Genomic DNA, 21,450 nt, shown 5'->3' with positions numbered 1-21,450 from the left:
CGGAACGCCGGCGTCGGCAGAGCGCAGTTCGACGATGCGATCACCCTGCGGAGCGCAGATCCGCGATCATTGCGTCGATGTTGCCGCCGCGACGGTCCAGCATCGACCCGATCTCGGTCCGTTCGGTCAACAGCATGTTCACGCCCTCGACGTACATGTTGAAGAACTTGCCGGACTTTTCGCCGACGAAAAAGGTCACGTCGAACGGTGATTGCCCGCGCAGGTAGGCCAACGTCGACACCTGATAGGCGTTCTTGACCGCCTTGGTGCCCTGGACGTCGATGCGCCCGCCTACGAACTTGCGGAACTGCTTGCCGTATTTGCGCGAGATGTAGCTGGAAAACGCCTGGGTAAACGCCTTTTTCTGCGCGGCAGAGGCGCGCCGCGCTTCGACGCCCATCACATAGGCGGCGATATAGGACATGTCGCCGTAACTGCGGAAAATCCGATCGAACTGCGCGATCATCTGCTGTTCGGACGCCCCGGTCGAGATCACGCCGTTGATGTCCCCGACAAGACGGTCGACCAGCGATTCGGCCTGCATCGCGCTGGCGGCCCGCGCGGGCGTACCAAGCGCGATGAGCAGCCCCGCCGACAGCATCCCCCCGATCATTGCCCGCCGCGTCATGGTGTCAGTCGCGAAATGCCGCATCAGAATCCCTCCGTGTCCAAGGCCTCGGGGTCCATATAGTCCGCCTGCGCGGCGCTTTCATCCCCCAGCTCGTACCGGCGGTTCTGAAGATAGATCGTGCGCGATTGCGCGTAGCTGTCGGCCGAGCCGTACAGCATCTCGTCGATCTGTTCGCTGTATTCGGACCTGTCGAGCACCCGTTCGGCCAGACGCACCCCGGTGGCGTAGTATTTGTCGGGCGCGGGCAGCCAGTAGCTGAGCGGATTGGTGACCAGATCGACCGCCATGCCGACCGCGTCGCGTTCGGTGCTGGGGCCGGTGACCGGAAGCTCGATATAGGCGCCTTCGGGAAACCCCCAGACATACAGGGTTTCGCCGAAATCACTTTCATCCTCGGGCAGGCCCATGGCTTCGGCGGGGTCCAGCAGTCCCAGCAGCCCGACGGTGGCGTTGATCGAAAACCGCGCCGCGTTGCGCGTTGCGCGCCCCAGCCGCAGTTGCAGCACCTGGTTCGCCACGGTTTGCGGCAGCGACAGCGTGTCGGCCATGTTCTCGATCCCGGCGCGCACCACGAAGGGAACGGCATCCCCGCCACCACCGCCGCCCGTCAACGCGGTATCGAGCCGCTTGTTGAAGGCGTGGACCCGGCGGTTCGGACCCTCCTGAGGGTCGTAGATTCCGTCCGGCGCTTCGCCCGGACCGGGAACCGCACAACCGGCAAGCAGCCCGGACGCGACAAGCAGCGTGACACAGACGATCATGCGGTGCGGGGTAGGCATTTCCTGACCTTCCTTGATTTGATGCTGGAACAGGCGAAGCCAGTCGATATAGGCTCTGCATACTTGCAGAACCGTGAAAGGCCAAGCGCCCGAGCGCGTGAGCCGGTCGCGGAATGGATTGACGTGATAACTTCTGTTAATTGAATTTTCGCTTCTCGGTGACAGGTTCGCCGCAGCGCGAAGGGGGCCTTCGATGGCGATTATGCAACGTTCAAAAGACAGCGGTCGGGATGAACTGGTCGCAGCGCGGCGCCAGGGCAGGCCATATTACTGGTTCGTCGGGGTTTTCAGCTTTCTGGTGAACGCGCTGATGCTGACCGGGCCGCTGTACATGCTTCAGATCTACGACCGCGTGCTTGGCTCGCGGTCCGAAGCGACGCTGCTGGCGCTGTCGGTGCTGGTGCTGTTTCTTTACGGCATGATGGGCATTCTGGATTATGCCCGCGGGCGCATCATGGCGCGGGTGGCGGCACGATTCCAGGCGGCGCTGGACCTGCGGGTGTTCGACGCGGTGATGCGTCGCGCGGCGGTCAAGCCGGACGAGCTGTCCATCACCGGGCTCAAGGATCTGGAATCGGTGCAGCGGCTGATGTCGTCGCCGGTGCTGATGTCGTTTTTCGATATTCCGTGGACTCCGTTGTTCATCGCCGCGATCTTTGTGTTTCATCCGGCACTTGGCATTCTTGCGGTATGCGGCGGGCTGGTTCTGGTGGGGGTCACGGTGCTGAATCAACTGCTCAGCCGTAGCCCGACGCTGAAATCGAACCAGGCGATGATGCGGGCGGAACATGGGTCGGAACAGATCCGGGCCGAGGCCGAGATGGTGCAGTCCCTGGGCATGCGCGCGGCGGCGTTCACCCGCTGGAACAAGGCCCGGTCGGCAGCCCTGAGCGGTCAGATCGGCACGACCGACATCGTCGGCACGTTTACCGTCGCGACCAAGACGTTCCGGCTGTTCCTGCAATCGGCGATGCTGGGCCTTGGCGCCTACCTTGTGCTGCGTGGCGAACTGACGCCGGGGGCGATGATCGCGGGTTCCATCCTGATGGGCCGGGCGCTGGCGCCGGTCGAACTGGCCATCGGTCAGTGGCCGATGGTGACGCGGGCGCGCAAGGGGTGGGACAACCTTGTGCAACTGCTGTCCGAACTGCCCCGCGAAGAGGCGCGGCTGCCGCTGCCCAAACCTGCGGCCAATCTTGAGGTGACGCAGCTGACAGTGGTGCCGCCGGGCGATCATCAGGCGGCGCTGCGATTGGTCAGCTTCACGCTTGATCCCGGACACGCCCTGGGTGTCATCGGGCCGTCCGGCGCGGGAAAATCGACGCTGGCGCGGGCGATCACCGGGGTCTGGCGCCCGGCGGGCGGCAAGATCCGCCTTGATGGGGCATCGCTGGAGCAATACGATCAGGATCTTGGGCAACACGTCGGCTATCTGCCGCAGCGGGTGACGCTTTTCGATGGCACGATCGCGGATAACATCGCGCGCCTGTCTGAAAATCCCGACCCCGAGGCCATCGTCACGGCCGCCCGCAAGGCCGATGCGCATGAGATGATCCTGAAGCTGCCGGATGGCTATGACACCCGTGTGTCTGCCGCGGGGGGGCGCCTGTCGGGGGGGCAGATGCAGCGGATCGGGCTGGCACGGGCGATGTACGGCGATCCTGTGCTGCTGGTGCTGGACGAGCCGAATTCGAACCTCGACAACGAAGGCTCCGAAGCGGTGAACCGTGCGATTCGCACCATGAAGGACGCGGGAAAGTCGGTGATCATCATGGCGCACCGCCCGGCGGCTATTCGGGAATGCGACATGCTCTTGATGCTGGAAAATGGCGCGCGCGCGGCCTTTGGGCCCAAGGAAGAGGTGCTGCGCTCGATGGTCAAGAATCATGACCAGATTTCGCGCAGTGCCGGCAACGGGGGTGTCAGATGAAAGACGATGGCTTTTCAACGCGCGTGCCGATGACCTTGGGTATCTGCGCCTTTCTGCTGCTGGTGGTCGGCTTTGGCACTTGGGCCGTGACGACGCAGATCTCTGGCGCGATCATCGCGGGCGGGCAGATCCAGGTCGAACGCAACCGCCAGATCGTGCAACATCCCGACGGGGGTGTGGTATCCGAAATCCTTGTGAATGAGGGCGATCAGGTGGAGATGGATGACGTTTTGGTGCGGCTTGACCCGACCTTGCGGCAATCCGAGCTGGCCATCGTCGAGGGGCAGTATTTCGAACTGCTCGCCCGTCGCGCGCGGCTGGTCGCGGAACGTGACGGGTCGGACGAACTTATCTTTGCGGACGAATTGTTGGCGCGCGCCGATGTTGAGGAAGAGGTTGCCGAACTTGTCGAAGGTCAGCGCAACCTGTTCTTTGCCCGCCTCGAATCCTTGTCGCGACAGACCGATCAGCTCGGCAAGCGCACCGACCAGATCCGCAGCCAGATCGAAGGCGTCGAAGCGCAGATTACCGCCATGGGCGATCAGCTTGGGCTGATCGAAAAGGAACTGGTGGACCAGCAATCCCTGCTGGACCGCGGTCTGGCGCAGGCCAGCCGCGTGTTGAACCTTCAACGCGAAGCGGCGCGTCTGGCGGGCCAAAAGGGCGATCTGGTCGCGCAAAAGGCCCGCGCCGAGGGGCAAATCACCGAGATCGACATACAGGTGCTTGGCCTGGAAACCACGCGGCGCGAAGAGGCGATCACCACGCTGCGCGACATGCAGTTCCGCTCACGCGAGCTGGCCGAACAGCGCCTGTCGCTACTGGAACAGCTCAAGCGGATGGAAATCACCGCGCCGGTCGGCGGGGCGGTGTATGGCCTTGCGGTGCACACGCCACGTTCGGTGATCCGCGCGGCCGAGCCGGTGCTGTTCATCGTGCCACAGGATCGCCCGCTGGTGATTCAGGCCAATGTCGATCCGATCCATGTCGACGAAATTCACCTTGGCCAGGAGGTGCTGCTGAGATTCTCGGCGCTTGACCAGCGCACCACGCCCGAACTGTTCGGCACGGTGACGCAGATCTCGGCGGATTCCTTTACCGATGAGACGACGCAGGCCAGCTATTACCGCGCCGAAATCGTCATGTCGGAAGGCGAGGTCGGCAAGCTTGCCGAAGGCACGACGCTGATCCCCGGCATGCCGGTCGAGGCGTTCCTGCGCACCGCCGATCGCACGCCACTGGCCTACCTTGTCAAACCGTTCACCGACTATTTCAACAAGGCGCTGCGGGAAAGCTGACCGCGTCTCTTCGGGTGTTTCCATCGGCGCGCAACAGCGGTAGCGTTGTGGCGACACGCTAGACAGGACATTTTCGATGACCGATATCGACGCTCGCCTGGCCGAACTTGGCCTGACCCTTCCCGATGCCCCTGCACCCGCCGCGAACTATGTGCCCTATGTCATCAGCGGCAACACGGTCTATGTGTCGGGACAGATCAGCCAGGGCCCGGACGGGCTTATCCTTGGCAAGCTTGGCGTCGACACCACCACCGAAGAGGGGGCAAAGGCGGCGGCCACCTGCGCGCTGAGCCTGCTGGCGCAGGTCCGGGCGGCCTGTGGCGGCGACTGGTCAAAGCTCAAGCGCGTGGTCAAGCTGACCGGCTTTGTCAATTCGACCCTTGATTTCAGCGAACAGCCCAAGGTGGTGAACGGCGCGTCGGATCTTCTGGTCGAGGTATTGGGCGAGGCGGGCAAGCATGCGCGCTCGGCGGTCTCGGCGGCGTCGCTGCCGCTTGGCGTCGCGGTCGAGATCGAAGGCATCTTCGAGCTGGTCTGATGCAACTGCCCTCCGCCTTTCTGGAACGCCCTATCGCGCATCGTGCCTTGCACGACAGCGAAAGGGGGCGGCCGGAAAACTCGCTTTCAGCGATTTCCGCCGCGATTCAGGCCGGTTACGGGATCGAAATCGACCTGCAACTGTCGCGCGACGGCGAGGCGATGGTGTTTCACGATGACGACCTGTCCCGCCTGACCACGCAGACGGGGCCGGTTCGCCAGCACAGCGCCGCCGAGCTGGGCGCAATCACGCTGCGCCACGGACATGACCCCATTCCGACGCTTGTTCAGGTGCTGGCGTTGGTCGCGGGCAAGGCTCCGCTGCTGATCGAGATCAAGGATCAGGATGGGGCCATGGGCCCCAATGTGGGCGCGCTGGAAACCGCCGCCGCGCGCGCGCTGGCGGGCTATATCGGCCCGGTCGCCGTGATGTCGTTCAACCCGGCATCGGTGGCGGCGATGGCGCGACGGGCCCCCGGCCTGCCGCGCGGGCTGACCACCTGCGGCTGGGACGCCGAAGACCAACCGCTCGTGCCCGAAGCGACCCGGGCCCGGCTGCGCGGCATCCCCGATTACGATGCGGTGGGGGCCTGTTTCATCAGTCACGACAAATCCGACCTTTCGCGCCCGCGCGTGGCCGACCTGAAACGCGACGGCGCGGCGGTGCTGTGCTGGACGGTACGCTCGCCCGAGCAAGAGACAGAGGCGCGCAAGATCGCGCAGAACATCACCTTTGAGGGATACGCCGCTTGAACCCCGCGCAGGCTGCGCCACATCAGCGGCAGGGGATCGCGCAAAATGACAGACCACACCACAGACCAGCCGGGCGCGGCGATTGCCGTCAACGTGTTGACGTCGCTCGACCAGATCGCCGAGGCGGACTGGGACGCCTGCGCCTGTCCCGAGGCTTTCGAGACCGGGCGCCCCAACGATCCTTTCACCACCTGGCGATTCCTGCACGCGCTTGAATCGTCGGGCTCTGTCGGGCGCGGCACCGGGTGGGAACCGCGCTACCTTGCCGTCGAGATGGACGACGTGGTCATCGCCGTGGCGCCGCTATATGCAAAGTCGCATAGCCAGGGCGAATATATCTTCGACCATTCCTGGGCGCATGCCTATGAGGGTGCGGGTGGGCAGTATTACCCCAAGCTTCAGATTGCGGTGCCCTTTACCCCGGCGACGGGTCGCAGGTTTCTGGTCCGGCCCGGCCATGAAGTCACCGGCATTTCGGCCTTGTTGCAAGGCGCGGTGCAGTTCGCATCGGAAAACGACGTCAGCTCGCTGCATGTCACCTTCTGCACAGAGGCCGAGGCCATCGCGGGCGCCGAAATGGGGCTGATGCGCCGCATCACCCAACAATTTCATTGGGAAAACAACGGCTATGCGGATTTTGACGGTTTCCTCGACAGCCTGAACGCACGCAAGCGCAAGACCATCCGCAAGGAACGCCGCACCGCCCAGGCGTTTGGGGGCGACATCCGTGTGCTGACGGGCGATCAGATCGAACCCGAACATTGGGATGCTTTTTGGCGGTTTTATCAGGACACCGGCGCGCGCAAATGGGGCACCCCCTACCTGACCCGTGCGTTTTTCGACATCGCCCATGACACGCTGCGCAACGACATCGCGCTGGTGCTTGCCGAACGCGACGGGGTGCCCGTGGCGGGGGCGCTGAATTTCATCGGGCGCGATGCGCTGTACGGCCGCTACTGGGGCTGCATCGAAGATCACCCCTGTCTGCATTTCGAAGCCTGTTACTATCAGGCCATCGACTTTGCCATCGCACGGGGGCTGTCGCGCGTCGAGGCGGGCGCGCAGGGCGAACACAAGCTGGCGCGCGGATATCTGCCGACCCAGACCCACAGCCTGCACTGGATCGCCGATCAGGGTTTTGCCCGCGCCGTCGCGCGTTATCTCGAAGAAGAACGCCGTGCGGTGGACGAGGATATAGAAATCCTTACCGCCTATGGCCCGTTCCGCAAGGACCGCAGGGAGGAACAGCAATGACGGAAAAGCTGTCGGATACCGCACGCGAAACCATTCTCGCGCCGCTCATCGCAAACGGCTGGATGATGACCCAGGGCCGGGACGCCATGGAAAAGACCTATGCCTTTGCCGATTTCATCGAGGCGTTTTCCTGGATGACCCGCGCCGCCTTCTGGGCCGAAAAATGGAACCACCACCCCGAATGGACGAACATCTACAACAAGGTCACCGTGGTGCTGTGCACCCATGACGTGGGCGGGTTGTCATCGCTGGACGCCAAGCTTGCCCGAAAACTGGATCTGCTGTGACCAGGGGACGCGTCGCAGGGTGGGGATGACGGGGGCGTGAAGCCCCCGCTCATTGCGTGTTGGCATATGGCAAGCTAGGCTTTCGGCAACATCAACGGAGGCAACAGGCATGGCATCACGGACGTTGGGTCCCATTCGCGGGGCGGCGCTTGCGCTTGCGTTCGCGGCGGCAGTCGCGGGTCCTGCGGTGGCCAACAGCCTGTCGGGCGGCTATCTTGCCGCGCGGCAGGCAAGCTTCCTTGGCGATTTCAAGGCGGCCGCCGACTATTACGAGCGCACGATCGCGTTTGATCCGGACAACCCGGCGCTGGTGGAACGCGCGGTTCTGGCCAATCTTTCGCTGGGCGATATCGATCATGCGGTGGCGCTGGCCAACCGGCTGTCCGAGGCGGGCTATCAAAGCCAGGTCGGCCACATGGCCCAGATCGCCGAACTTGCCGCGACCGACGATTTCGCCGGTCTGATCGCCCGCATCGAAGAAGGATCGGCCATTGGCCCGCTGGTCGACGGCCTGACGCGGGCCTGGTCCGAACTGGGCCAAGGCGACATGACCGCCGCGCAGGCGGCGTTCGATGCGCTGGGTCAGGAACGCGGGCTGAGGTCCTTTGCGGAATATCATCGCGCCATGGCGCTGGCCTCAGTGGGGGATTTCGAAGGCGCCGAGGCGGTGTTCGCCGCCCGTCGCGCGGGGGCGATGCAATTGACGCGCCGGGCGGTGATGGCGCGTTCCGAGATGCTGAGCCAGCTTGGCCGTCAGGCCGAAGCGGTGGCGATGATCGACGAGGGCTTTCCCGAACCGCGCGACCCCGCGCTTGAGGTGATGCGCAAGCGGCTTGTCGATGGCGAGGTGCTGCCTTTTACCTACGTCCGCAGCGCCCGCGACGGCATCGCCGAGGTGTTCTACACCCTCGCCGGCGCGCTTTCGAGCGAGGCGAACGACGATTTCACCCTGCTTTACGCCCGCATCGCCGAATATCTTCGCCCGGACCATTCCGGTGCGATCCTGATGACCGCGTCGTTGCTGGAAAGCCTGGAACAATACGATCTGGCCGTCGCGGAATACAAGAAAGTCCCGCGCGAGGACCCCGATTATCACGCTGCCGAACTGGGGCGTGCCGATGCGCTGCGGGCGCAGGACAAGACCGATGCCGCGATCGAGGTGCTGGAACAGCTTGCGTCGACCCATGGCGGCGAGGCGACGGTGCAATCCGCGCTTGGCGATCTTTTGCGCCAGCTTGAACGCTATGACGAGGCCGTCGCGGCCTATACCCGCGCGCTTGCGTCTTTTGACGCGGAAAACCCGGCGCAGTGGTTCCTGTATTACGCGCGCGGCATCAGCAACGAAAGGCGCGGGGCCTGGGACGATGCCGAGTCGGATTTTCGCAAGGCGCTCGACATCAATCCGGGCCAGCCGCAGGTGTTGAATTACCTGGGCTATTCGCTGGTCGAACATCAGCAAAAGCTGGACGAGGCGCTGGCGATGATCGAACAGGCCGTGTCTGCGCAGCCGCAGAGCGGCTATATCGTCGACAGTCTGGGCTGGGCGCTTTACAAGCTCGGCCGCTACGAAGAGGCGGTCGTTCACATGGAACGCGCCGCCGAACTGATGGCGGTGGACCCCGTGGTCAACGATCACTTGGGCGATGTCTACTGGGCCGTGGGGCGTGAAATCGAGGCGAAGTTCCAGTGGCAGCGCGCCCTGAGCTTTGTCGATTGGGAAGACGCATCGGACGAGCTTGACCCCGAGCGGATCCGCGAAAAGCTGCGGGTCGGGCTGGACCAGGTGCTGGCCGAAGAAGGCCAGCCGCCGCTCAAGGTTGCCGATGAGGGCAACTGAGGTCTTTGCACCCGCGAAGATCAACCTTGCCCTGCATGTGATCGGCCAGCGGGCCGACGGCTATCACCTGCTGGATTCGCTGGTGGTGTTCGCGCCGGTCGGCGACCGGCTTGTGATCGCGCCGGGCAGGGGTCTTTCGCTTCATGTTCACGGACCCGAAGCGGCGGGCGTGCCTGCGGATATGGGCAACCTCGCGCTGCGGGCGGCCGCCCTGCTGGGGGGGGACGCGGCGGTGACGCTGGACAAGCGGTTGCCGTCTTCTTCGGGAATCGGGGGCGGGTCGGCGGATGCCGCCGCCGCGTTGCGCGGGATGGCTGCGCTGCACGGCACACGGATCAATGACATGCAGGCGCTGGCGCTGGGCGCGGACGTGCCGATGTGCCTTGGCTCGCGCCCCGTTCGTGTGCGCGGCATCGGCGAACGGCTTGATCCGGTGACGCTGCCGCCCGTGGCCGCAGTACTGGTGAACCCCCGCCGCCCGGTGTCTACCCCCGCCGTGTTCAAGGCATTGCAATCGCGCGACAATCCTTCGATGCCCGACAGGTTGCCCAGCCTGACCGATGCGCCGGGGCTGATCGCCTTTCTCAGGGAAATGCGCAACGATTTGGAGGCGCCGGCCCGGCAGGTCGAACCGGTCATCAACCTTGTGCTGACGGCTTTGGAGGCCCAGCGCGGGTGCACCCTTGCGCGGATGTCCGGGTCGGGTGCGACCTGCTTTGGCCTGTTTGCCCATGAGGCTGACGCGCAGGCCGCAGCGCAACGGATCGGCCGGGCCAAGCCCGACTGGTGGGTTGCGGGCGGCGTGCTTGGCGATCAGATGCAGCAGGCGGCGCCGCGTCTGAGCCAGGGCATTCAGTAAAGCCGCGCCACCACGAAATCGGCCAGGTCGACCAGAACGTCACGCATCTCGCTTGTGGGCATCGCGCGCATTGCCACCTTGGCGGTTTCGGCCCATTCCAGCGCATCGTCGCGCGTGTTTTCCAGCGCGCCATGCCGATTCAGCAGGGCCAGTGCCTGTTCAAGATCGCCATCGCGCTGATCGCCCTTTTCGATGGTGCGCTTCCAGAACGCGCGTTCGGTGTCATCGGCGGCGGCAATCGCCTTGATGACCGGCAGCGTCAGCTTGCGCTCGCGGAAATCGTCGCCGACGTTCTTGCCGGTCGCATTGGCATCTCCTTGATAATCCAGCAGATCATCGGCGATCTGAAAGGCGATCCCCAGCGCGTCACCATAAGTGTAAAGCGCCTGCACGAGGTCTTCGTCGACGCCTGCAATGACGCCGCCAACCTCGGTCGCGGCCGAAAACAACGCCGCCGTCTTGCCCCGCACGACCTGAAGATAGATTTCTTCGGTGGTTTTGAGGTTTTGCGCCGCGGTCAGTTGCAGCACCTCGCCTTCGGCGATGGTGGCGGCGGCGCTGGACAGAATGTCCAGCACGCGCAGGTCGCCCGGCTCGACCATCAGCTGGAAGGCGCGCGCGAACAGGTAATCGCCCACGAGCACGCTGGATTTGTTGTCCCACAGCAGGTTCGCGGTGGGTCGGCCGCGCCGCTGGCTGCTTTCATCGACCACGTCGTCGTGCAGCAGCGTCGCTGTGTGGATGAATTCGACCGTCGCCGCCAGATGCACATGGAACGGCCCGTCATAGCCGCACAGCCGCGCCGAGGCGAGTGTGAGCATCGGACGCAGCCGCTTGCCACCGGCCTCGACAAGATGCGCGGTGACCTCGGGGATGCGCGGCGCGTGTTTCGACGCCATGCGCTCACGGATCAGGGCGTTGACCCCGGCCATGTCATGGTTGAGCATTTCAGAGAGCCGGTCATGCGGCTTTTTCGTCGGCGTATCCAGGCCCATCGGATCCCCATCAGTCCTTGTCCGAACAGGCTCGACAAGGTAGTTGCGCTGTCCTTACATCCTGCCCATGGAAGAGCTTCTTAGAACAAACGACATAACGCTCGTACCGTTGGTGAAAACCCTTCTGGACGCTGAGGGTATAGACAGCTTCGAGCTGGACGTAAACATGAGCGTGCTTGAGGGCAGCATCGGCATATTGCCGCGCCGTCTGATGGTGCGGACCGATCAGGCAGATCGCGCGCGGCGGGTCCTGCGGATGAACGGGGTAAGGTTTGAAGTCTGACCACTTTGCCGAGACCGACCTGTCGTGCGACGCGTTTCTGGGCGGAAAGGCGCAGCTCTGGCAGCCGCGTGCGGGCTATCGCGCGGGAATCGATCCGGTGCTTCTGGCCGCGACGGTGCCGGCGCGGACGGGCGAGACGGTGCTGGACCTGGGCTGCGGAGCGGCGCCCGCGCTGTGTTGCCTTGGGGTGCGGGTGCCGGGGCTGCGGCTGCTGGGTCTGGAAATACAGCCCGCCTACGCGGCGCTTGCGCAACGTAATCTTGCGCATAACGGTCTGAGCGGAGTCATCATGACCGGAGATATCGCGCACCCTCCGGAGGTGTTAAAGACCTATGCGGCCGATCATGTCATCGCAAACCCGCCGTATTTCGACCCGGCTGAGCGATATTCTGCCGACGATCCGGGGCGCGAGCTGGGGCTTGCCGGGCCGGTGCCGCTTGCCGCCTGGGTCGCCTTGGGGGCCAGACGGTTGAAGCCGCGCGGTACGCTGACCGTGGTGCTGCGCGTCGAACGTATGCCCGCGATGATCGCAGCGATGTCCAAACTTCTCGGTTCCTTGGAAATATGGCCGCTTGCACCGCGTACGATGCGCGCGCCACGGCTGTTTTTCGCTCGTGCGCGCAAGGGGGGACGGGCAGCTTTCCGCCTTCATCCATCGCTGATCCTGCACGACGGCGCGCGCCATCTTGAAGACGGCGAGGATTATTCTCAGCTTATCAGGGCGGCGCTGCGGAACGGCCAGGAGTTAAATTTTCCGCGGTGACCGCACGGTGTTGACGCGTCGTAAAGTTATTCTTCAGCACGCTCGCATCTGCAGCGTGACAGGAATCACTCGATGTGCTGCACTGACGGCTCAACCCAGCACAAGGAGGAAACAAATGAGCTTGAGTTCGCACCTGCAGGAACTGAAGAAGAAACACCACTCCCTCTCGACCGCTGTGGAAGAAATGCAGCGGAGTCCCAGCACGGACGGCCTCCACGTCGCACAGCTCAAGAAGCAGAAACTGCGGATCAAGGAAGAGATCTCGCGCCTGAGCGGGCAGCTGCATTGATTCCCCCAGACAGATGATGCCCGGCCCGGCCGTTTTCGGGGCGGTCGGGCCGGTTCGGGGCCACGGCATGACAGAGCCACAGGCGGATCGGGGCCAGAGGACGGCCCGGTGCGCCACTGCCAATTGCCGCCCCTCACCGTTTGGCGTCCCGCATGTTGCGGGGCGCCTGTTGCAGAGACGCTCGCACCGGCAGACGCACTGGGTGCGGCCCGTCCAGCGGCTCCCGTCCAGCGGCTTCAGAACCTGTTCCGGCTTTTGCCGCAGATGCGCGTGCCGCTCTGTCACGCTGGGCGCGGCAACAGGCGTTTCGGACAGGATCGTCGCGCGCAAAGCCGGGGATGTTGTTTGCCACTTCGAACAGCACACCGGGGGGACGGCAATAGGTCGCCTGCTTGCGCTGGACACTCACCGCATCGCGCACCCGCTGTTGCGCCGGGCGGTCCGGCACGGCGAATGCGATGTGGTGAACGTGCCCGGCACCGCTGAGCGCCTGGCAGGTCGCGCTGGCGCAAAATCGACGACCCACGCCGTCGATGCGTTGAGACAGCGCCCGTGCCCGCGGAGCGACCTTGGGGTAAGAAAGCAGGTCATCACCGTGCCCGGGCTGCCCTCTGCATCGCCGTGGTACAGGTGGCAGACAGTCGGTGTGTCGAAATTCACCGTGCTGTTGACCGGCACACCCCAACCCTGCGGGAGCGGACCGCGCGGTTTTCGCGCGGGCTGCGGCCCCGGGCGGCGACGTGCTGCGATCACTGAACGTCGCGCTGCATCGCATTTCTTTCTTTGCTGTGTCGAGCAAGGATGCCACGACGACCGCTATATGTATCGGCACAGATGCGCGCTGATGTGAGGCGTGTTCGCACGAAAACGCCCCGCGCGCGGGCACGGGGCGTTTCAGAACCTGGGATCAGACGAAGAACTGGCCGCCGTTCGCGGTAATCGTCGAACCGTTGATAAAGCCCGCATCGTCAGCCGCGAGAAACACCACGCAGCGCGCGATTTCCTCTGGTTCGCCAAGCCGGCCCGTCGGGATCTGGGCAATGATCGAGTCGCGCACCTTTTCGGGCACGGCCATCACCATTTCGGTCGCGATGTAGCCGGGGCAGATCGCGTTGGCGGTGATACCGGCGCGCGCGCCTTCCTGGGCCAGCGACTTGACGATGCCAAGATCGCCAGCCTTGGTCGCGGCATAGTTCACCTGCGCGAACTGACCCTTTTGACCGTTGATAGACGAAATCACGATGACGCGCCCGAACTTGCGTTCGCGCATTCCCGGCCAGATCGGATGGACGGTGTTGAACACGCCGGTCAGGTTGGTGTCGATCACCTCTTTCCACTGATCGGGCGTCATCTTGTGGAACGGCGCATCGCGGGTGATGCCGGCGTTGGCAACCACCACGTCGATCGGGCCAAGGTCGGCCTCAACCTGTGCAATTCCGTCTTTCGACGCCTCGTAATCGGCGACGTTCCACTTGTAGGTCTTGATGCCCGTCTCTTCGGTGAATTTCGTCGCCTTCTCGTCATTTCCGGCATAGGTGGCGGCGACGTCATAGCCTGCCGCCTTTAGCGCCTTGCTGATCGCCTCGCCAATGCCGCGGCTCCCCCCCGTGACCAATGCAACTTTTGCCATGATGTCCTCCGCTCCGGCTTTTCGTCGTCTGTCGGTAACTTTGTTACTGTGTAAATTAACAATACGCAATCTTGTTGCGCACGCCGTCTTGTGTGTCTGAGGATTGTTACACCTGACGCTCCGCGCCATGACCCTTTCATGACGCGGAGCGCGGACGGTCGCTTATGGACGCTCGACGCACATGGCAACGCCCATGCCGCCCCCGATGCACAGCGTGGCGAGGCCTTTCCTCGCGCCGCGGCGCTGCATCTCGAACAGCAGAGTGTTCAGGACGCGCGCGCCCGAGGCTCCGATGGGGTGGCCGATGGCGATAGCGCCGCCGTTGACGTTGACGATGGCCGGGTCCCAGCCCATGTCCTTGTTCACGGCGCAGGCCTGGGCGGCGAAGGCCTCGTTGGCCTCGACCAGATCGAGGTCCGACACCGACCAGCCCGCCTTGTCCAGCGCCTTGCGCGATGCGTAGATCGGGCCGACGCCCATGATCGACGGGTCAAGACCGGCGGTGGCGTAGGATGCGATGCGGGCGATCGGTTCGATGCCGCGCTTTTCGGCTTCTTCCGCGCTCATCAGCAGCACACCGGCGGCGCCGTCGTTCAGCCCCGACGCGTTGGCGGCGGTGACGCTGCCGTCCTTGGTGAAGGCGGGGCGCAGTTTTTGCATGTTCTCGATGGTGGCGCCGTGGCGAATGTATTCATCCTTGTCGACGATTGTGTCGCCCTTGCGGCCCTTGATGGTAAAGGCGATCACCTCGTCATCGAATTTACCCGCCTTTTGCGCGGCTTCGGCCTTGTTCTGGCTGGCAACGGCGAATTCATCCTGCTGCTCTCGGCTGATTTGCCACTGCTCGGCGACGTTTTCCGCGGTCTGGCCCATGTGGTAGCCGTTGAACGCGTCCCACAGGCCGTCCTTGATCATGGTGTCGATGTATTTGACATCGCCCATCTTGTAGCCATTGCGCAGGTTCTGCGCATGCGGGCTCATCGACATGTTTTCCTGACCGCCCGCGCAGATGATCGACGCGTCGCCAAGCATGATGTGCTGGGCGCCGAGTGCGACGGCGCGCAGGCCCGACCCGCACACCTGGTTGATGCCCCACGCCGCGCTTTCCTTGGGCAGGCCCGCGTTGACATGTGCCTGGCGGGCGGGGTTTTGCCCTTGGGCTGCGGTGAGAACCTGGCCAAGAATGGTTTCGGAAACATCACCCTTGTCGATGCCGGCGCGGGCGACGAGCGCCTCAAGTACGGCGGCGCCGAGGTCATGCGCGGGCGTGTTCGCAAAGCTGCCCCCGAAGCTGCCGACGGCCGTACGGGCCGCAGAAGCGATAACGACATTGGTCATGGATAATTCCTCCAAGCAGAACATGACAGGAGAGGCCACCGTATCGCTGGCAAGCCTCCCTTCTGGATCTTGCGCCCCTTCCATAACGCGGCGTCGCCGAGCGTGACAGGGGGCCTGACAGGAAAGTAACCGCTGGTAGCGCAAATGGTAGCGCAAAAAAACCGGATGCGGGGCGGGACGTCAGCCCAAGGCGCGGTCGGGTTCGATAATGCGCCAGTCGGGGGACACGGTGGGGGCGCCAAAATAATACCCTTGCAGGCAATCGACGCCGATTTCGGTCAGGAACGCCGCATCGTCTGCCCGTTCCACCGACTCGGCGACGGTGAACAGGTCGAATTGTTCGGCGATGCTGACCATGGCGCGGGTCAGCACCTGATTGTCGGGGTCCCGTGCGATTCCGCGAATGAATTCGCCGTCGATCTTGAGGATGTCGAAGCTGAAATCCTTGAAATGACGCAACGCCGTATAGCCCGCGCCGAAATCGTCCATCGCAAAGGTGATGCCGTCGGGCTGAAGGTCGGCCATGAAGCTGGTTACCAGTTCGGGCACCAGCATGGCCGAGGATTCGGTGATTTCCAGGATCAGGCGTTCGCCGACCGTGGGGTTTTCCGCGATGCCCTTGTGAAGGATGTCCATCCAGCGCGGATACCCGATGGAGCGCGCCGACATGTTCACCGCCAGGCGCAGGGACGGGACGTTGGCTAGTTCGCTGAGCCCTTCCTCAAGCGCGATGCAGTCCAGCATACGGCCATATTCGGTCCCTTCGACCGCAGAGATGAAGTCGCGGGCCGGAACGATACGTCCGGTTTCGTCAAGCACGCGGACCAGCCCCTCGTGAAAGGCGAGGGAATCGGGCTTGCGCGCCTGCACCACAGGCTGAAAGGACAGCATCACCTGTTTGTGCCGGATTGCGTTGCGCACCGTGTCCAGGATCGTGCGATCACGCTCCGCCACGGCAAGATCAAGCGGGCTCTGCCCTTGCGGAATGCCCTGTGTGTTGCGGCCTTGCATTGCCATCGCCCTTGTTGTCATTGTTAATCACCGATCGGCCGGCGCCGCTGTGCCCGGCCCCGCGCGCCACATGTGACCGCCCGGTCCTTGCCAGCCACTTTGGCCCGTCGCGCTTAATCGTTGGTAAAAGATTGCATTTGGAAGTATTTTCCGGCGCGCGCAAAGCCGTGTTGACTCGGGCCCCGCATGCCCCTATTAGCCGCCTTTCATTGGTGTTGGTGGCCCCTGCAAGGGGATGCCTGTCAGACCGGGGTGCCAACCGCGATTCGTCGCGCGCAGGTCCGGGAAGAGGACAACGCCCTTCATTGCCGCGCCTTGGCCGGAACGGGACCGATTTGGAACGGTCGGGACGCGATTGCGTCCTTGACCCGAAAAAAACGGGCACCGGTTTTCGGAACAAACGCGGAGCCAGTAAAGAAGGAGATCAGACGGTGACCAAACGCACCTCTGCCAAGTACAAGATCGACCGCCGCATGGGCGAAAACATCTGGGGCCGCCCGAAGTCCCCGGTGAACCGCCGCGAATACGGTCCCGGCCAGCACGGTCAGCGCCGCAAGGGCAAGATGTCCGACTTCGGTCTTCAGCTGCGCGCCAAGCAGAAGCTCAAGGGCTACTACGGCGACATGACCGAAAAGCAGTTCCGCCGCGTGTTCTCGGATGCCGAGCGTGCCAAGGGTGACACTGGCGAGCTGCTGATCGGCCTGCTTGAGCGGCGCCTTGACGCTGTTGTCTACCGTGCCAAGTTCGTGCCGACCGTGTTTGCGGCCCGCCAGTTCGTGAACCACGGCCACGTCACGGTGAACGGCCGTCGCGTGAACATCCCGTCGTACCGCGTTCAGGAAGGCGACGTCATCGAGGTTCGCGAAAAGTCCAAGCAGATGGCGCTTGTCATCGAGGCGTCGCAGTTGCCCGAGCGTGACGTGCCCGACTATCTGGACGTCGATCATAACAAGATGGTCGCGACCTTCGTGCGCACACCCGGCCTGTCGGATGTGCCCTACGCCGTCCAGATGGAACCGAACCTGGTCATCGAATATTACGCGCAGAACTGATCCGGTTCTGACGCCGTTTTGCAAAGGCCGCTCCGTTTGGGGCGGCCTTTTTCGTCGTTTCGCCTCATTTTGCGGCATCGCTTTCGGGCGGGGCGCGGTTTGATATTTTACCAGTTGATAAAAAAATAGAAGCGTGGAAGCCTCTCCCGAGCATATAGGCAGCGGGAGGCGACCGATGGACGCAAAGGCTCTGGCTCCGGGGATTCAGCCGGGGCGTCTGGACAAGGCAGGGATCGAGGCGGGATTCTCCGACCTGCATCCGGCGCTGGACGATCACGAGGCATTGGTGGCGGCGGACCGCTGCTATTTCTGCCATGATGCGCCTTGCGCGACGGCCTGTCCGACGGACATCGACATCCCGCTGTTCATTCGCCAGATCGCGACCGGCACTCCCGACGCGGCGGCGCGCACCATCCTGTCCCAGAATATCCTTGGCGGCATGTGCGCGCGGGTCTGTCCGACGGAAACGCTGTGCGAAGAGGTCTGCGTGCGCGAAACCGCCGAGGGCAAGCCGGTCGAGATCGGCCGTCTGCAACGCTATGCCACCGATACGGTGATGGCGCAGTATGTGCATCCGTTCGAACGCGACGCTCTCACGGGCAAGCGCGTCGCCGTGGTGGGCGCGGGGCCCGCGGGGCTGTCGTGCGCGCATCGGTTGGCGATGATGGGCCATGATGTGGTGATCTTTGACGAACGCCCCAAGCCCGGCGGTCTGAACGAATACGGCATCGCGGCCTATAAAAGCACCGAAGACTTCGCCGCGCGCGAGGTCGACTGGCTGATGGGCATTGGCGGGATCGAGCTGAAATCCGGCATGGCGCTGGGCCGCGATCTGACACTGGAGCGGCTTACGGCAGAGTATGACGCGGTTTTTCTCGGGATGGGCCTTGGCGGCGTCAACGCGCTTGGGGTGCCGGGCGACGATCGCGACGGTGTCGTTGACGCGGTTGATTTCATTTCAGAGCTGCGACAGGCGCCGGATCTGACAACGCTGCCCGTGGGGCGCAACGTGGTGGTCATCGGCGGTGGTATGACGGCGGTGGATGCCGCAGTGCAGTGCAGGCTGCTGGGCGCGCGCGACGTTACAATCGTGTATCGCCGCTCGCAAAGCCGCATGGCCGCGTCGCGCTATGAACAGGAACTGGCACAGGCAAAGGGCGTGCGCATCATCTGCAACGCCTCGCCCGTCGCGGTGCATGGCAATGGCACGGTGCGCGAGATCGAGTTCGCCTATACCGGCGACGATCTGACTCCGACGGGCGAAACCTTTCGCCTGCCCGCAGATCAGGTGTTCCGCGCCATCGGCCAGACGCTGGCAGGCGTTGGCCTGCCTGACCTTGACGGGCGCAAGATCGCGGTGGACGGCACCGGGCGCACCTCGGTCAAAGGAGTCTGGGCCGGGGGCGATTGCGCCAGCGGCGGCGACGATCTGACCGTTACGGCGGTGGCCGAAGGCCGCGATGCCGCGATCGACATCCACACACGCCTGATGGAGCAAGCGAATGGCTGACCTGACATCCAACTTCATCGGGATCAAATCTCCCAACCCGTTCTGGCTGGCCTCGGCGCCGCCCACGGACAAGGAATACAACGTCCGCCGCGCCTTTGAGGCCGGTTGGGGCGGCGTCGTCTGGAAGACGCTCGGCGAAGACGGCCCCCCGGTCGTCAATGTCAACGGGCCGCGCTACGGTGCTGTCTGGGGCGCGGACCGTCGGCTGCTGGCACTGAACAATATCGAACTGATCACCGATCGCCCGCTTGAGGTGAATCTGCGTGAAATAAAATCGGTCAAGCGCGACTATCCCGACCGCGCGGTCGTGGTTTCTCTGATGGTGCCCTGCACCGAGGACGCCTGGAAGGCGATCCTTCCGCAGGTCGAAGACACCGGTGCCGATGGGGTCGAGCTGAACTTCGGTTGCCCGCATGGCATGTCTGAACGCGGCATGGGGGCCGCCGTGGGGCAGGTGCCCGAATATATCGAAATGGTGACGCGCTGGGTCAAGCAGCACAGCCGGATGCCCTGTATCGTCAAACTGACCCCCAACATCACCGACATTCGTGCGCCTGCGCGCGCGGCCCATGCCGGTGGCGCAGATGCGGTGAGCCTGATCAATACGATCAATTCCATCACGTCGGTTGACCTTGATCTGTTCGCACCGGAACCGACGATTGACGGCAAGGGGGCGCATGGCGGCCTCTGCGGCCCTGCGGTCAAGCCAATCGCGCTGAACATGGTAAGCGAAATCGCACGCAGCCCCGACATGTATGGCTTGCCGGTTTCCGGTATCGGCGGGGTGACAACGTGGAAGGATGCGGCGGAATTCATGGCCCTTGGGGCCGGCAATGTGCAGGTCTGTACCGCCGCCATGACTTATGGATTCAAGGTGGTGCAGGAGATGATTTCGGGCCTGGCGCAATACCTTGACGAAAAGGGGCTGGCGCTGGACGACCTTGTCGGGCGCGCGGTGCCGAATGTGAGCGACTGGCAACATCTGAACCTGAATTACATTACCAAGGCGGTGATCGACCAAGACGCCTGCATCAGCTGTGGGCGCTGCTACGCTGCGTGCGAGGATACCTCGCACCAGGCCATCGACATGAGCGAGGACCGGGTCTTTACGGTCAAGGACGACGAATGCGTGGCCTGCAACCTGTGCGTCAATGTCTGCCCGGTCGAGGGGTGCATCACCATGAAACGGGTCGAACCCGGCGACACCGATCTGCGTACTGGCAAGGTGGTGTCTGCACAGTCCGCAGACTGGACGAGCCACCCCAACAACCCGATGTCTGTCCGCGCGGCGGAATAAGATTTTTCGTACGAAAAATCTTGGGACAGGCGCACCGCGTCAAGCCGCACCCTCCAAGAAAATTCGTACGAATTTTCTTGGAGCCGTCGAATCAGCAGTGAACGCGCATCTGCCCGGGGTTGCAGATTATGACGTATTGGTCCCCGCATTCCAGGAGGTGAAACCCACGGGCCCGAACCTCGGCCAGCAGCGCTTCGTATCCGAGCTCTCGGTGCACATCGCTTTTCTTGCGTCGCAGCACACCTCCAGCCCCAACCGCTTTCGCCGAAAAGAGCTGCGCCCGCCAGGCCGGGTTGCGCGGCCGGGAGGTTTGGAAAAAAGGCACATGTTTCATGTTTTCGAGCATCGGTTGATTCTGGTTAATCAGACCTTTCCGAAACGGAAAGCAATTTGCGAAACATTTCCTCGACATGGATAAAGGCCTCGTCCCAGCCCGTTGCCTCATCGGGGATCAAAACCCGGATCTGCGCGTCGAAATCCGCGTAATGCTGAGTGATGGCCCAAATTGAAAGGATCAGCTGCTCGGGGTTCACCATGGCCAGCCGGCCTTGTCCGATCCAGCGCCCGATCAGGGCCGCCTTTTCTTCGAACAGCGGCTTCAGCCCGGTTTCCAGATGCGGCGCCATACGCGGTGCTCCTTGCAGGATCTCATTCGCGAAGAGTCTGCTTTCTTTGGGAAATTTCCGGCTCATTTCCATTTTTCGGCGCGCGTAGGTCAGGATCTCGTCCAGAGGATTGCCGTTTGGATCCATCTCGTGCAGCGGCGCCAGCCAGTCTTCCATCAGGCGGTTCAGAACGGCGACGTGGATCGCTTCCTTGCCGTCGAAATAGTAGATGAGGTTGGGCTTGGACATGCCCGCCGCTTCGGCAATCTGGTCCAGCGTCGCGCCCCGGTAGCCATGCTGTGAAAAGACGTTGAGCGCGGCCTCCATGATCTTTTTGCGGTTGCGCAGCTGGATGCGGCTCGGCTTCTTCGCGGCGTCTTCTGGCATTCTGCCTCCGGTTCGCTCAATTTGCGGGCAATGTGCCCGGCGCTGTGCCTGCATTCCGGGCCACGGCCCGCAGGGAAATCTTGACAGCTTCGGGGGTGGTTGCAATCGTGCCTTTACCAAATGGT

21 protein-coding genes are annotated in these 21,450 nt (G+C 63.4%); 14 read left to right on the top strand and 7 right to left on the bottom strand.

Annotated elements, in window-relative coordinates:
• Positions 1 to 40: 40 nt before the first annotated feature.
• Positions 41 to 652, bottom strand: coding sequence for an MlaC/ttg2D family ABC transporter substrate-binding protein (locus ATI53_RS12915; RefSeq protein ID WP_009505918.1), 612 nt, complete (start codon positions 650 to 652; stop codon positions 41 to 43).
• Positions 652 to 1,410 (bottom strand): MlaA family lipoprotein, encoded by a 759-nt coding sequence (locus ATI53_RS12910; protein ID WP_111550576.1) that lies wholly within the window; start codon positions 1,408 to 1,410, stop codon positions 652 to 654. Before ATI53_RS12910 ends, ATI53_RS12915 begins: the two co-directional genes overlap by 1 nt.
• A 193-nt stretch (positions 1,411 to 1,603) precedes the next feature.
• On the opposite strand from ATI53_RS12910, the gene ATI53_RS12905 reads away from it, so the two are divergent.
• The 8 genes from ATI53_RS12905 (at position 1,604) to ATI53_RS12870 (ending at position 10,165) form a co-directional block, all read left to right on the top strand.
• A complete protein-coding gene (locus tag ATI53_RS12905) occupies positions 1,604 to 3,340 on the top strand; it encodes a type I secretion system permease/ATPase (RefSeq protein ID WP_009505920.1) in 1,737 nt (578 codons plus the stop codon).
• The gene (locus ATI53_RS12900) at positions 3,337 to 4,638 is read left to right on the top strand and encodes an HlyD family type I secretion periplasmic adaptor subunit (protein ID WP_111550575.1); all 1,302 of its coding nucleotides are present in this window, start codon (positions 3,337 to 3,339) and stop codon (positions 4,636 to 4,638) included. The genes ATI53_RS12905 and ATI53_RS12900 overlap by 4 nt, the downstream gene beginning before the upstream one ends.
• 76 nt (positions 4,639 to 4,714) lie before the next feature.
• The gene (locus tag ATI53_RS12895; RefSeq protein WP_111550574.1) at positions 4,715 to 5,176 is read left to right on the top strand and encodes a RidA family protein; all 462 of its coding nucleotides are present in this window, start codon (positions 4,715 to 4,717) and stop codon (positions 5,174 to 5,176) included.
• A complete protein-coding gene (locus ATI53_RS12890) occupies positions 5,176 to 5,928 on the top strand; it encodes a glycerophosphodiester phosphodiesterase family protein (RefSeq protein ID WP_009505923.1) in 753 nt (250 codons plus the stop codon). The genes ATI53_RS12895 and ATI53_RS12890 overlap by 1 nt, the downstream gene beginning before the upstream one ends.
• Before the next feature lie 45 nt (positions 5,929 to 5,973).
• Entirely contained in the window at positions 5,974 to 7,182 is a 1,209-nt protein-coding gene (locus ATI53_RS12885; RefSeq protein WP_111550573.1) for a GNAT family N-acetyltransferase, read from the top strand.
• Complete coding sequence (locus ATI53_RS12880; protein WP_009505925.1) at positions 7,179 to 7,469, top strand: 4a-hydroxytetrahydrobiopterin dehydratase; 291 nt, start codon at positions 7,179 to 7,181, stop codon at positions 7,467 to 7,469. Before ATI53_RS12885 ends, ATI53_RS12880 begins: the two co-directional genes overlap by 4 nt.
• A gap of 109 nt (positions 7,470 to 7,578) precedes the next feature.
• The gene (locus ATI53_RS12875; RefSeq protein WP_111550572.1) at positions 7,579 to 9,306 is read left to right on the top strand and encodes a tetratricopeptide repeat protein; all 1,728 of its coding nucleotides are present in this window, start codon (positions 7,579 to 7,581) and stop codon (positions 9,304 to 9,306) included.
• On the top strand, positions 9,293 to 10,165 hold the full coding sequence (locus tag ATI53_RS12870) for a 4-(cytidine 5'-diphospho)-2-C-methyl-D-erythritol kinase (protein WP_111550571.1): 873 nt from the start codon (positions 9,293 to 9,295) through the stop codon (positions 10,163 to 10,165). The genes ATI53_RS12875 and ATI53_RS12870 overlap by 14 nt, the downstream gene beginning before the upstream one ends.
• Here the strand turns inward: ATI53_RS12870 and ATI53_RS12865 are convergent.
• Positions 10,159 to 11,160, bottom strand: a complete 1,002-nt coding sequence (locus tag ATI53_RS12865; protein ID WP_009505928.1) for a polyprenyl synthetase family protein — start codon at positions 11,158 to 11,160, stop codon at positions 10,159 to 10,161. The two genes, ATI53_RS12870 and ATI53_RS12865, sit on opposite strands and share 7 nt — an antisense overlap.
• Before the next feature lie 67 nt (positions 11,161 to 11,227).
• Between ATI53_RS12865 and ATI53_RS12860 the strand changes: the two genes are divergently transcribed.
• The 3 genes from ATI53_RS12860 (at position 11,228) to ATI53_RS12850 (ending at position 12,495) form a co-directional block, all read left to right on the top strand.
• Entirely contained in the window at positions 11,228 to 11,443 is a 216-nt protein-coding gene (locus ATI53_RS12860; protein WP_034453162.1) for a putative signal transducing protein, read from the top strand.
• Positions 11,433 to 12,206 (top strand): tRNA1(Val) (adenine(37)-N6)-methyltransferase, encoded by a 774-nt coding sequence (locus tag ATI53_RS12855; protein WP_111550570.1) that lies wholly within the window; start codon positions 11,433 to 11,435, stop codon positions 12,204 to 12,206. The genes ATI53_RS12860 and ATI53_RS12855 overlap by 11 nt, the downstream gene beginning before the upstream one ends.
• Before the next feature lie 115 nt (positions 12,207 to 12,321).
• Positions 12,322 to 12,495: a YdcH family protein gene (locus ATI53_RS12850; protein WP_009505931.1), complete on the top strand. Its 174-nt coding sequence runs from the start codon at positions 12,322 to 12,324 to the stop codon at positions 12,493 to 12,495.
• 907 nt (positions 12,496 to 13,402) lie between these two features.
• Here ATI53_RS12850 and phbB read toward each other — a convergent pair.
• The 3 genes from phbB to ATI53_RS12835 all read right to left on the bottom strand — a co-directional run bounded on the left by phbB (position 13,403) and on the right by ATI53_RS12835 (position 16,480).
• Positions 13,403 to 14,125, bottom strand: a complete 723-nt coding sequence (gene phbB / locus ATI53_RS12845; protein WP_009505932.1) for an acetoacetyl-CoA reductase — start codon at positions 14,123 to 14,125, stop codon at positions 13,403 to 13,405.
• A 162-nt stretch (positions 14,126 to 14,287) separates the two neighbouring features.
• Entirely contained in the window at positions 14,288 to 15,463 is a 1,176-nt protein-coding gene (locus ATI53_RS12840; RefSeq protein WP_009505933.1) for an acetyl-CoA C-acetyltransferase, read from the bottom strand.
• A gap of 180 nt (positions 15,464 to 15,643) precedes the next feature.
• Complete coding sequence (locus ATI53_RS12835) at positions 15,644 to 16,480, bottom strand: EAL domain-containing protein (RefSeq protein WP_009505934.1); 837 nt, start codon at positions 16,478 to 16,480, stop codon at positions 15,644 to 15,646.
• A gap of 425 nt (positions 16,481 to 16,905) precedes the next feature.
• Between ATI53_RS12835 and rpsD the strand changes: the two genes are divergently transcribed.
• The 3 genes from rpsD to preA all read left to right on the top strand — a co-directional run bounded on the left by rpsD (position 16,906) and on the right by preA (position 20,333).
• The gene (gene rpsD / locus ATI53_RS12830) at positions 16,906 to 17,526 is read left to right on the top strand and encodes a 30S ribosomal protein S4 (RefSeq protein ID WP_009505935.1); all 621 of its coding nucleotides are present in this window, start codon (positions 16,906 to 16,908) and stop codon (positions 17,524 to 17,526) included.
• A 175-nt stretch (positions 17,527 to 17,701) separates the two neighbouring features.
• Positions 17,702 to 19,036, top strand: coding sequence for an NAD(P)-dependent oxidoreductase (locus tag ATI53_RS12825; RefSeq protein WP_009505936.1), 1,335 nt, complete (start codon positions 17,702 to 17,704; stop codon positions 19,034 to 19,036).
• On the top strand, positions 19,029 to 20,333 hold the full coding sequence (gene preA / locus ATI53_RS12820) for an NAD-dependent dihydropyrimidine dehydrogenase subunit PreA (protein WP_009505937.1): 1,305 nt from the start codon (positions 19,029 to 19,031) through the stop codon (positions 20,331 to 20,333). The genes ATI53_RS12825 and preA overlap by 8 nt, the downstream gene beginning before the upstream one ends.
• A 359-nt stretch (positions 20,334 to 20,692) precedes the next feature.
• Here the strand turns inward: preA and ATI53_RS12810 are convergent, their stop codons facing one another.
• Complete coding sequence (locus ATI53_RS12810; RefSeq protein ID WP_009505939.1) at positions 20,693 to 21,325, bottom strand: TetR family transcriptional regulator C-terminal domain-containing protein; 633 nt, start codon at positions 21,323 to 21,325, stop codon at positions 20,693 to 20,695.
• Positions 21,326 to 21,450: the final 125 nt, after the last annotated feature.

This window comes from Salipiger aestuarii (genome assembly GCF_003259905.1).
Lineage (GTDB): Bacteria > Pseudomonadota > Alphaproteobacteria > Rhodobacterales > Rhodobacteraceae > Salipiger > Salipiger aestuarii.
The sequence above is the reverse complement of the archived record's forward strand: the minus strand, read 5'-3'. Positions and strand labels throughout refer to the sequence as shown.

Coding starts and splice junctions, on each gene's coding strand:
- ATI53_RS12890 (WP_009505923.1), top strand. CDS start 5,176: ATGCAACTGCCCTCCGCCTTTCTGGAACGCCCTATCGCGCATCGTGCC.
- preA (WP_009505937.1), top strand. CDS start 19,029: ATGGCTGACCTGACATCCAACTTCATCGGGATCAAATCTCCCAACCCG.
- ATI53_RS12870 (WP_111550571.1), top strand. CDS start 9,293: ATGAGGGCAACTGAGGTCTTTGCACCCGCGAAGATCAACCTTGCCCTG.
- ATI53_RS12840 (WP_009505933.1), bottom strand. CDS start 15,463: ATGACCAATGTCGTTATCGCTTCTGCGGCCCGTACGGCCGTCGGCAGC.
- ATI53_RS12900 (WP_111550575.1), top strand. CDS start 3,337: ATGAAAGACGATGGCTTTTCAACGCGCGTGCCGATGACCTTGGGTATC.
- ATI53_RS12910 (WP_111550576.1), bottom strand. CDS start 1,410: ATGCCTACCCCGCACCGCATGATCGTCTGTGTCACGCTGCTTGTCGCG.
- ATI53_RS12880 (WP_009505925.1), top strand. CDS start 7,179: ATGACGGAAAAGCTGTCGGATACCGCACGCGAAACCATTCTCGCGCCG.
- ATI53_RS12810 (WP_009505939.1), bottom strand. CDS start 21,325: ATGCCAGAAGACGCCGCGAAGAAGCCGAGCCGCATCCAGCTGCGCAAC.
- ATI53_RS12850 (WP_009505931.1), top strand. CDS start 12,322: ATGAGCTTGAGTTCGCACCTGCAGGAACTGAAGAAGAAACACCACTCC.
- ATI53_RS12835 (WP_009505934.1), bottom strand. CDS start 16,480: ATGGCAATGCAAGGCCGCAACACACAGGGCATTCCGCAAGGGCAGAGC.
- phbB (WP_009505932.1), bottom strand. CDS start 14,125: ATGGCAAAAGTTGCATTGGTCACGGGGGGGAGCCGCGGCATTGGCGAG.
- ATI53_RS12865 (WP_009505928.1), bottom strand. CDS start 11,160: ATGGGCCTGGATACGCCGACGAAAAAGCCGCATGACCGGCTCTCTGAA.
- ATI53_RS12875 (WP_111550572.1), top strand. CDS start 7,579: ATGGCATCACGGACGTTGGGTCCCATTCGCGGGGCGGCGCTTGCGCTT.
- ATI53_RS12825 (WP_009505936.1), top strand. CDS start 17,702: ATGGACGCAAAGGCTCTGGCTCCGGGGATTCAGCCGGGGCGTCTGGAC.
- ATI53_RS12860 (WP_034453162.1), top strand. CDS start 11,228: ATGGAAGAGCTTCTTAGAACAAACGACATAACGCTCGTACCGTTGGTG.
- ATI53_RS12915 (WP_009505918.1), bottom strand. CDS start 652: ATGCGGCATTTCGCGACTGACACCATGACGCGGCGGGCAATGATCGGG.
- ATI53_RS12905 (WP_009505920.1), top strand. CDS start 1,604: ATGGCGATTATGCAACGTTCAAAAGACAGCGGTCGGGATGAACTGGTC.
- ATI53_RS12885 (WP_111550573.1), top strand. CDS start 5,974: ATGACAGACCACACCACAGACCAGCCGGGCGCGGCGATTGCCGTCAAC.
- ATI53_RS12895 (WP_111550574.1), top strand. CDS start 4,715: ATGACCGATATCGACGCTCGCCTGGCCGAACTTGGCCTGACCCTTCCC.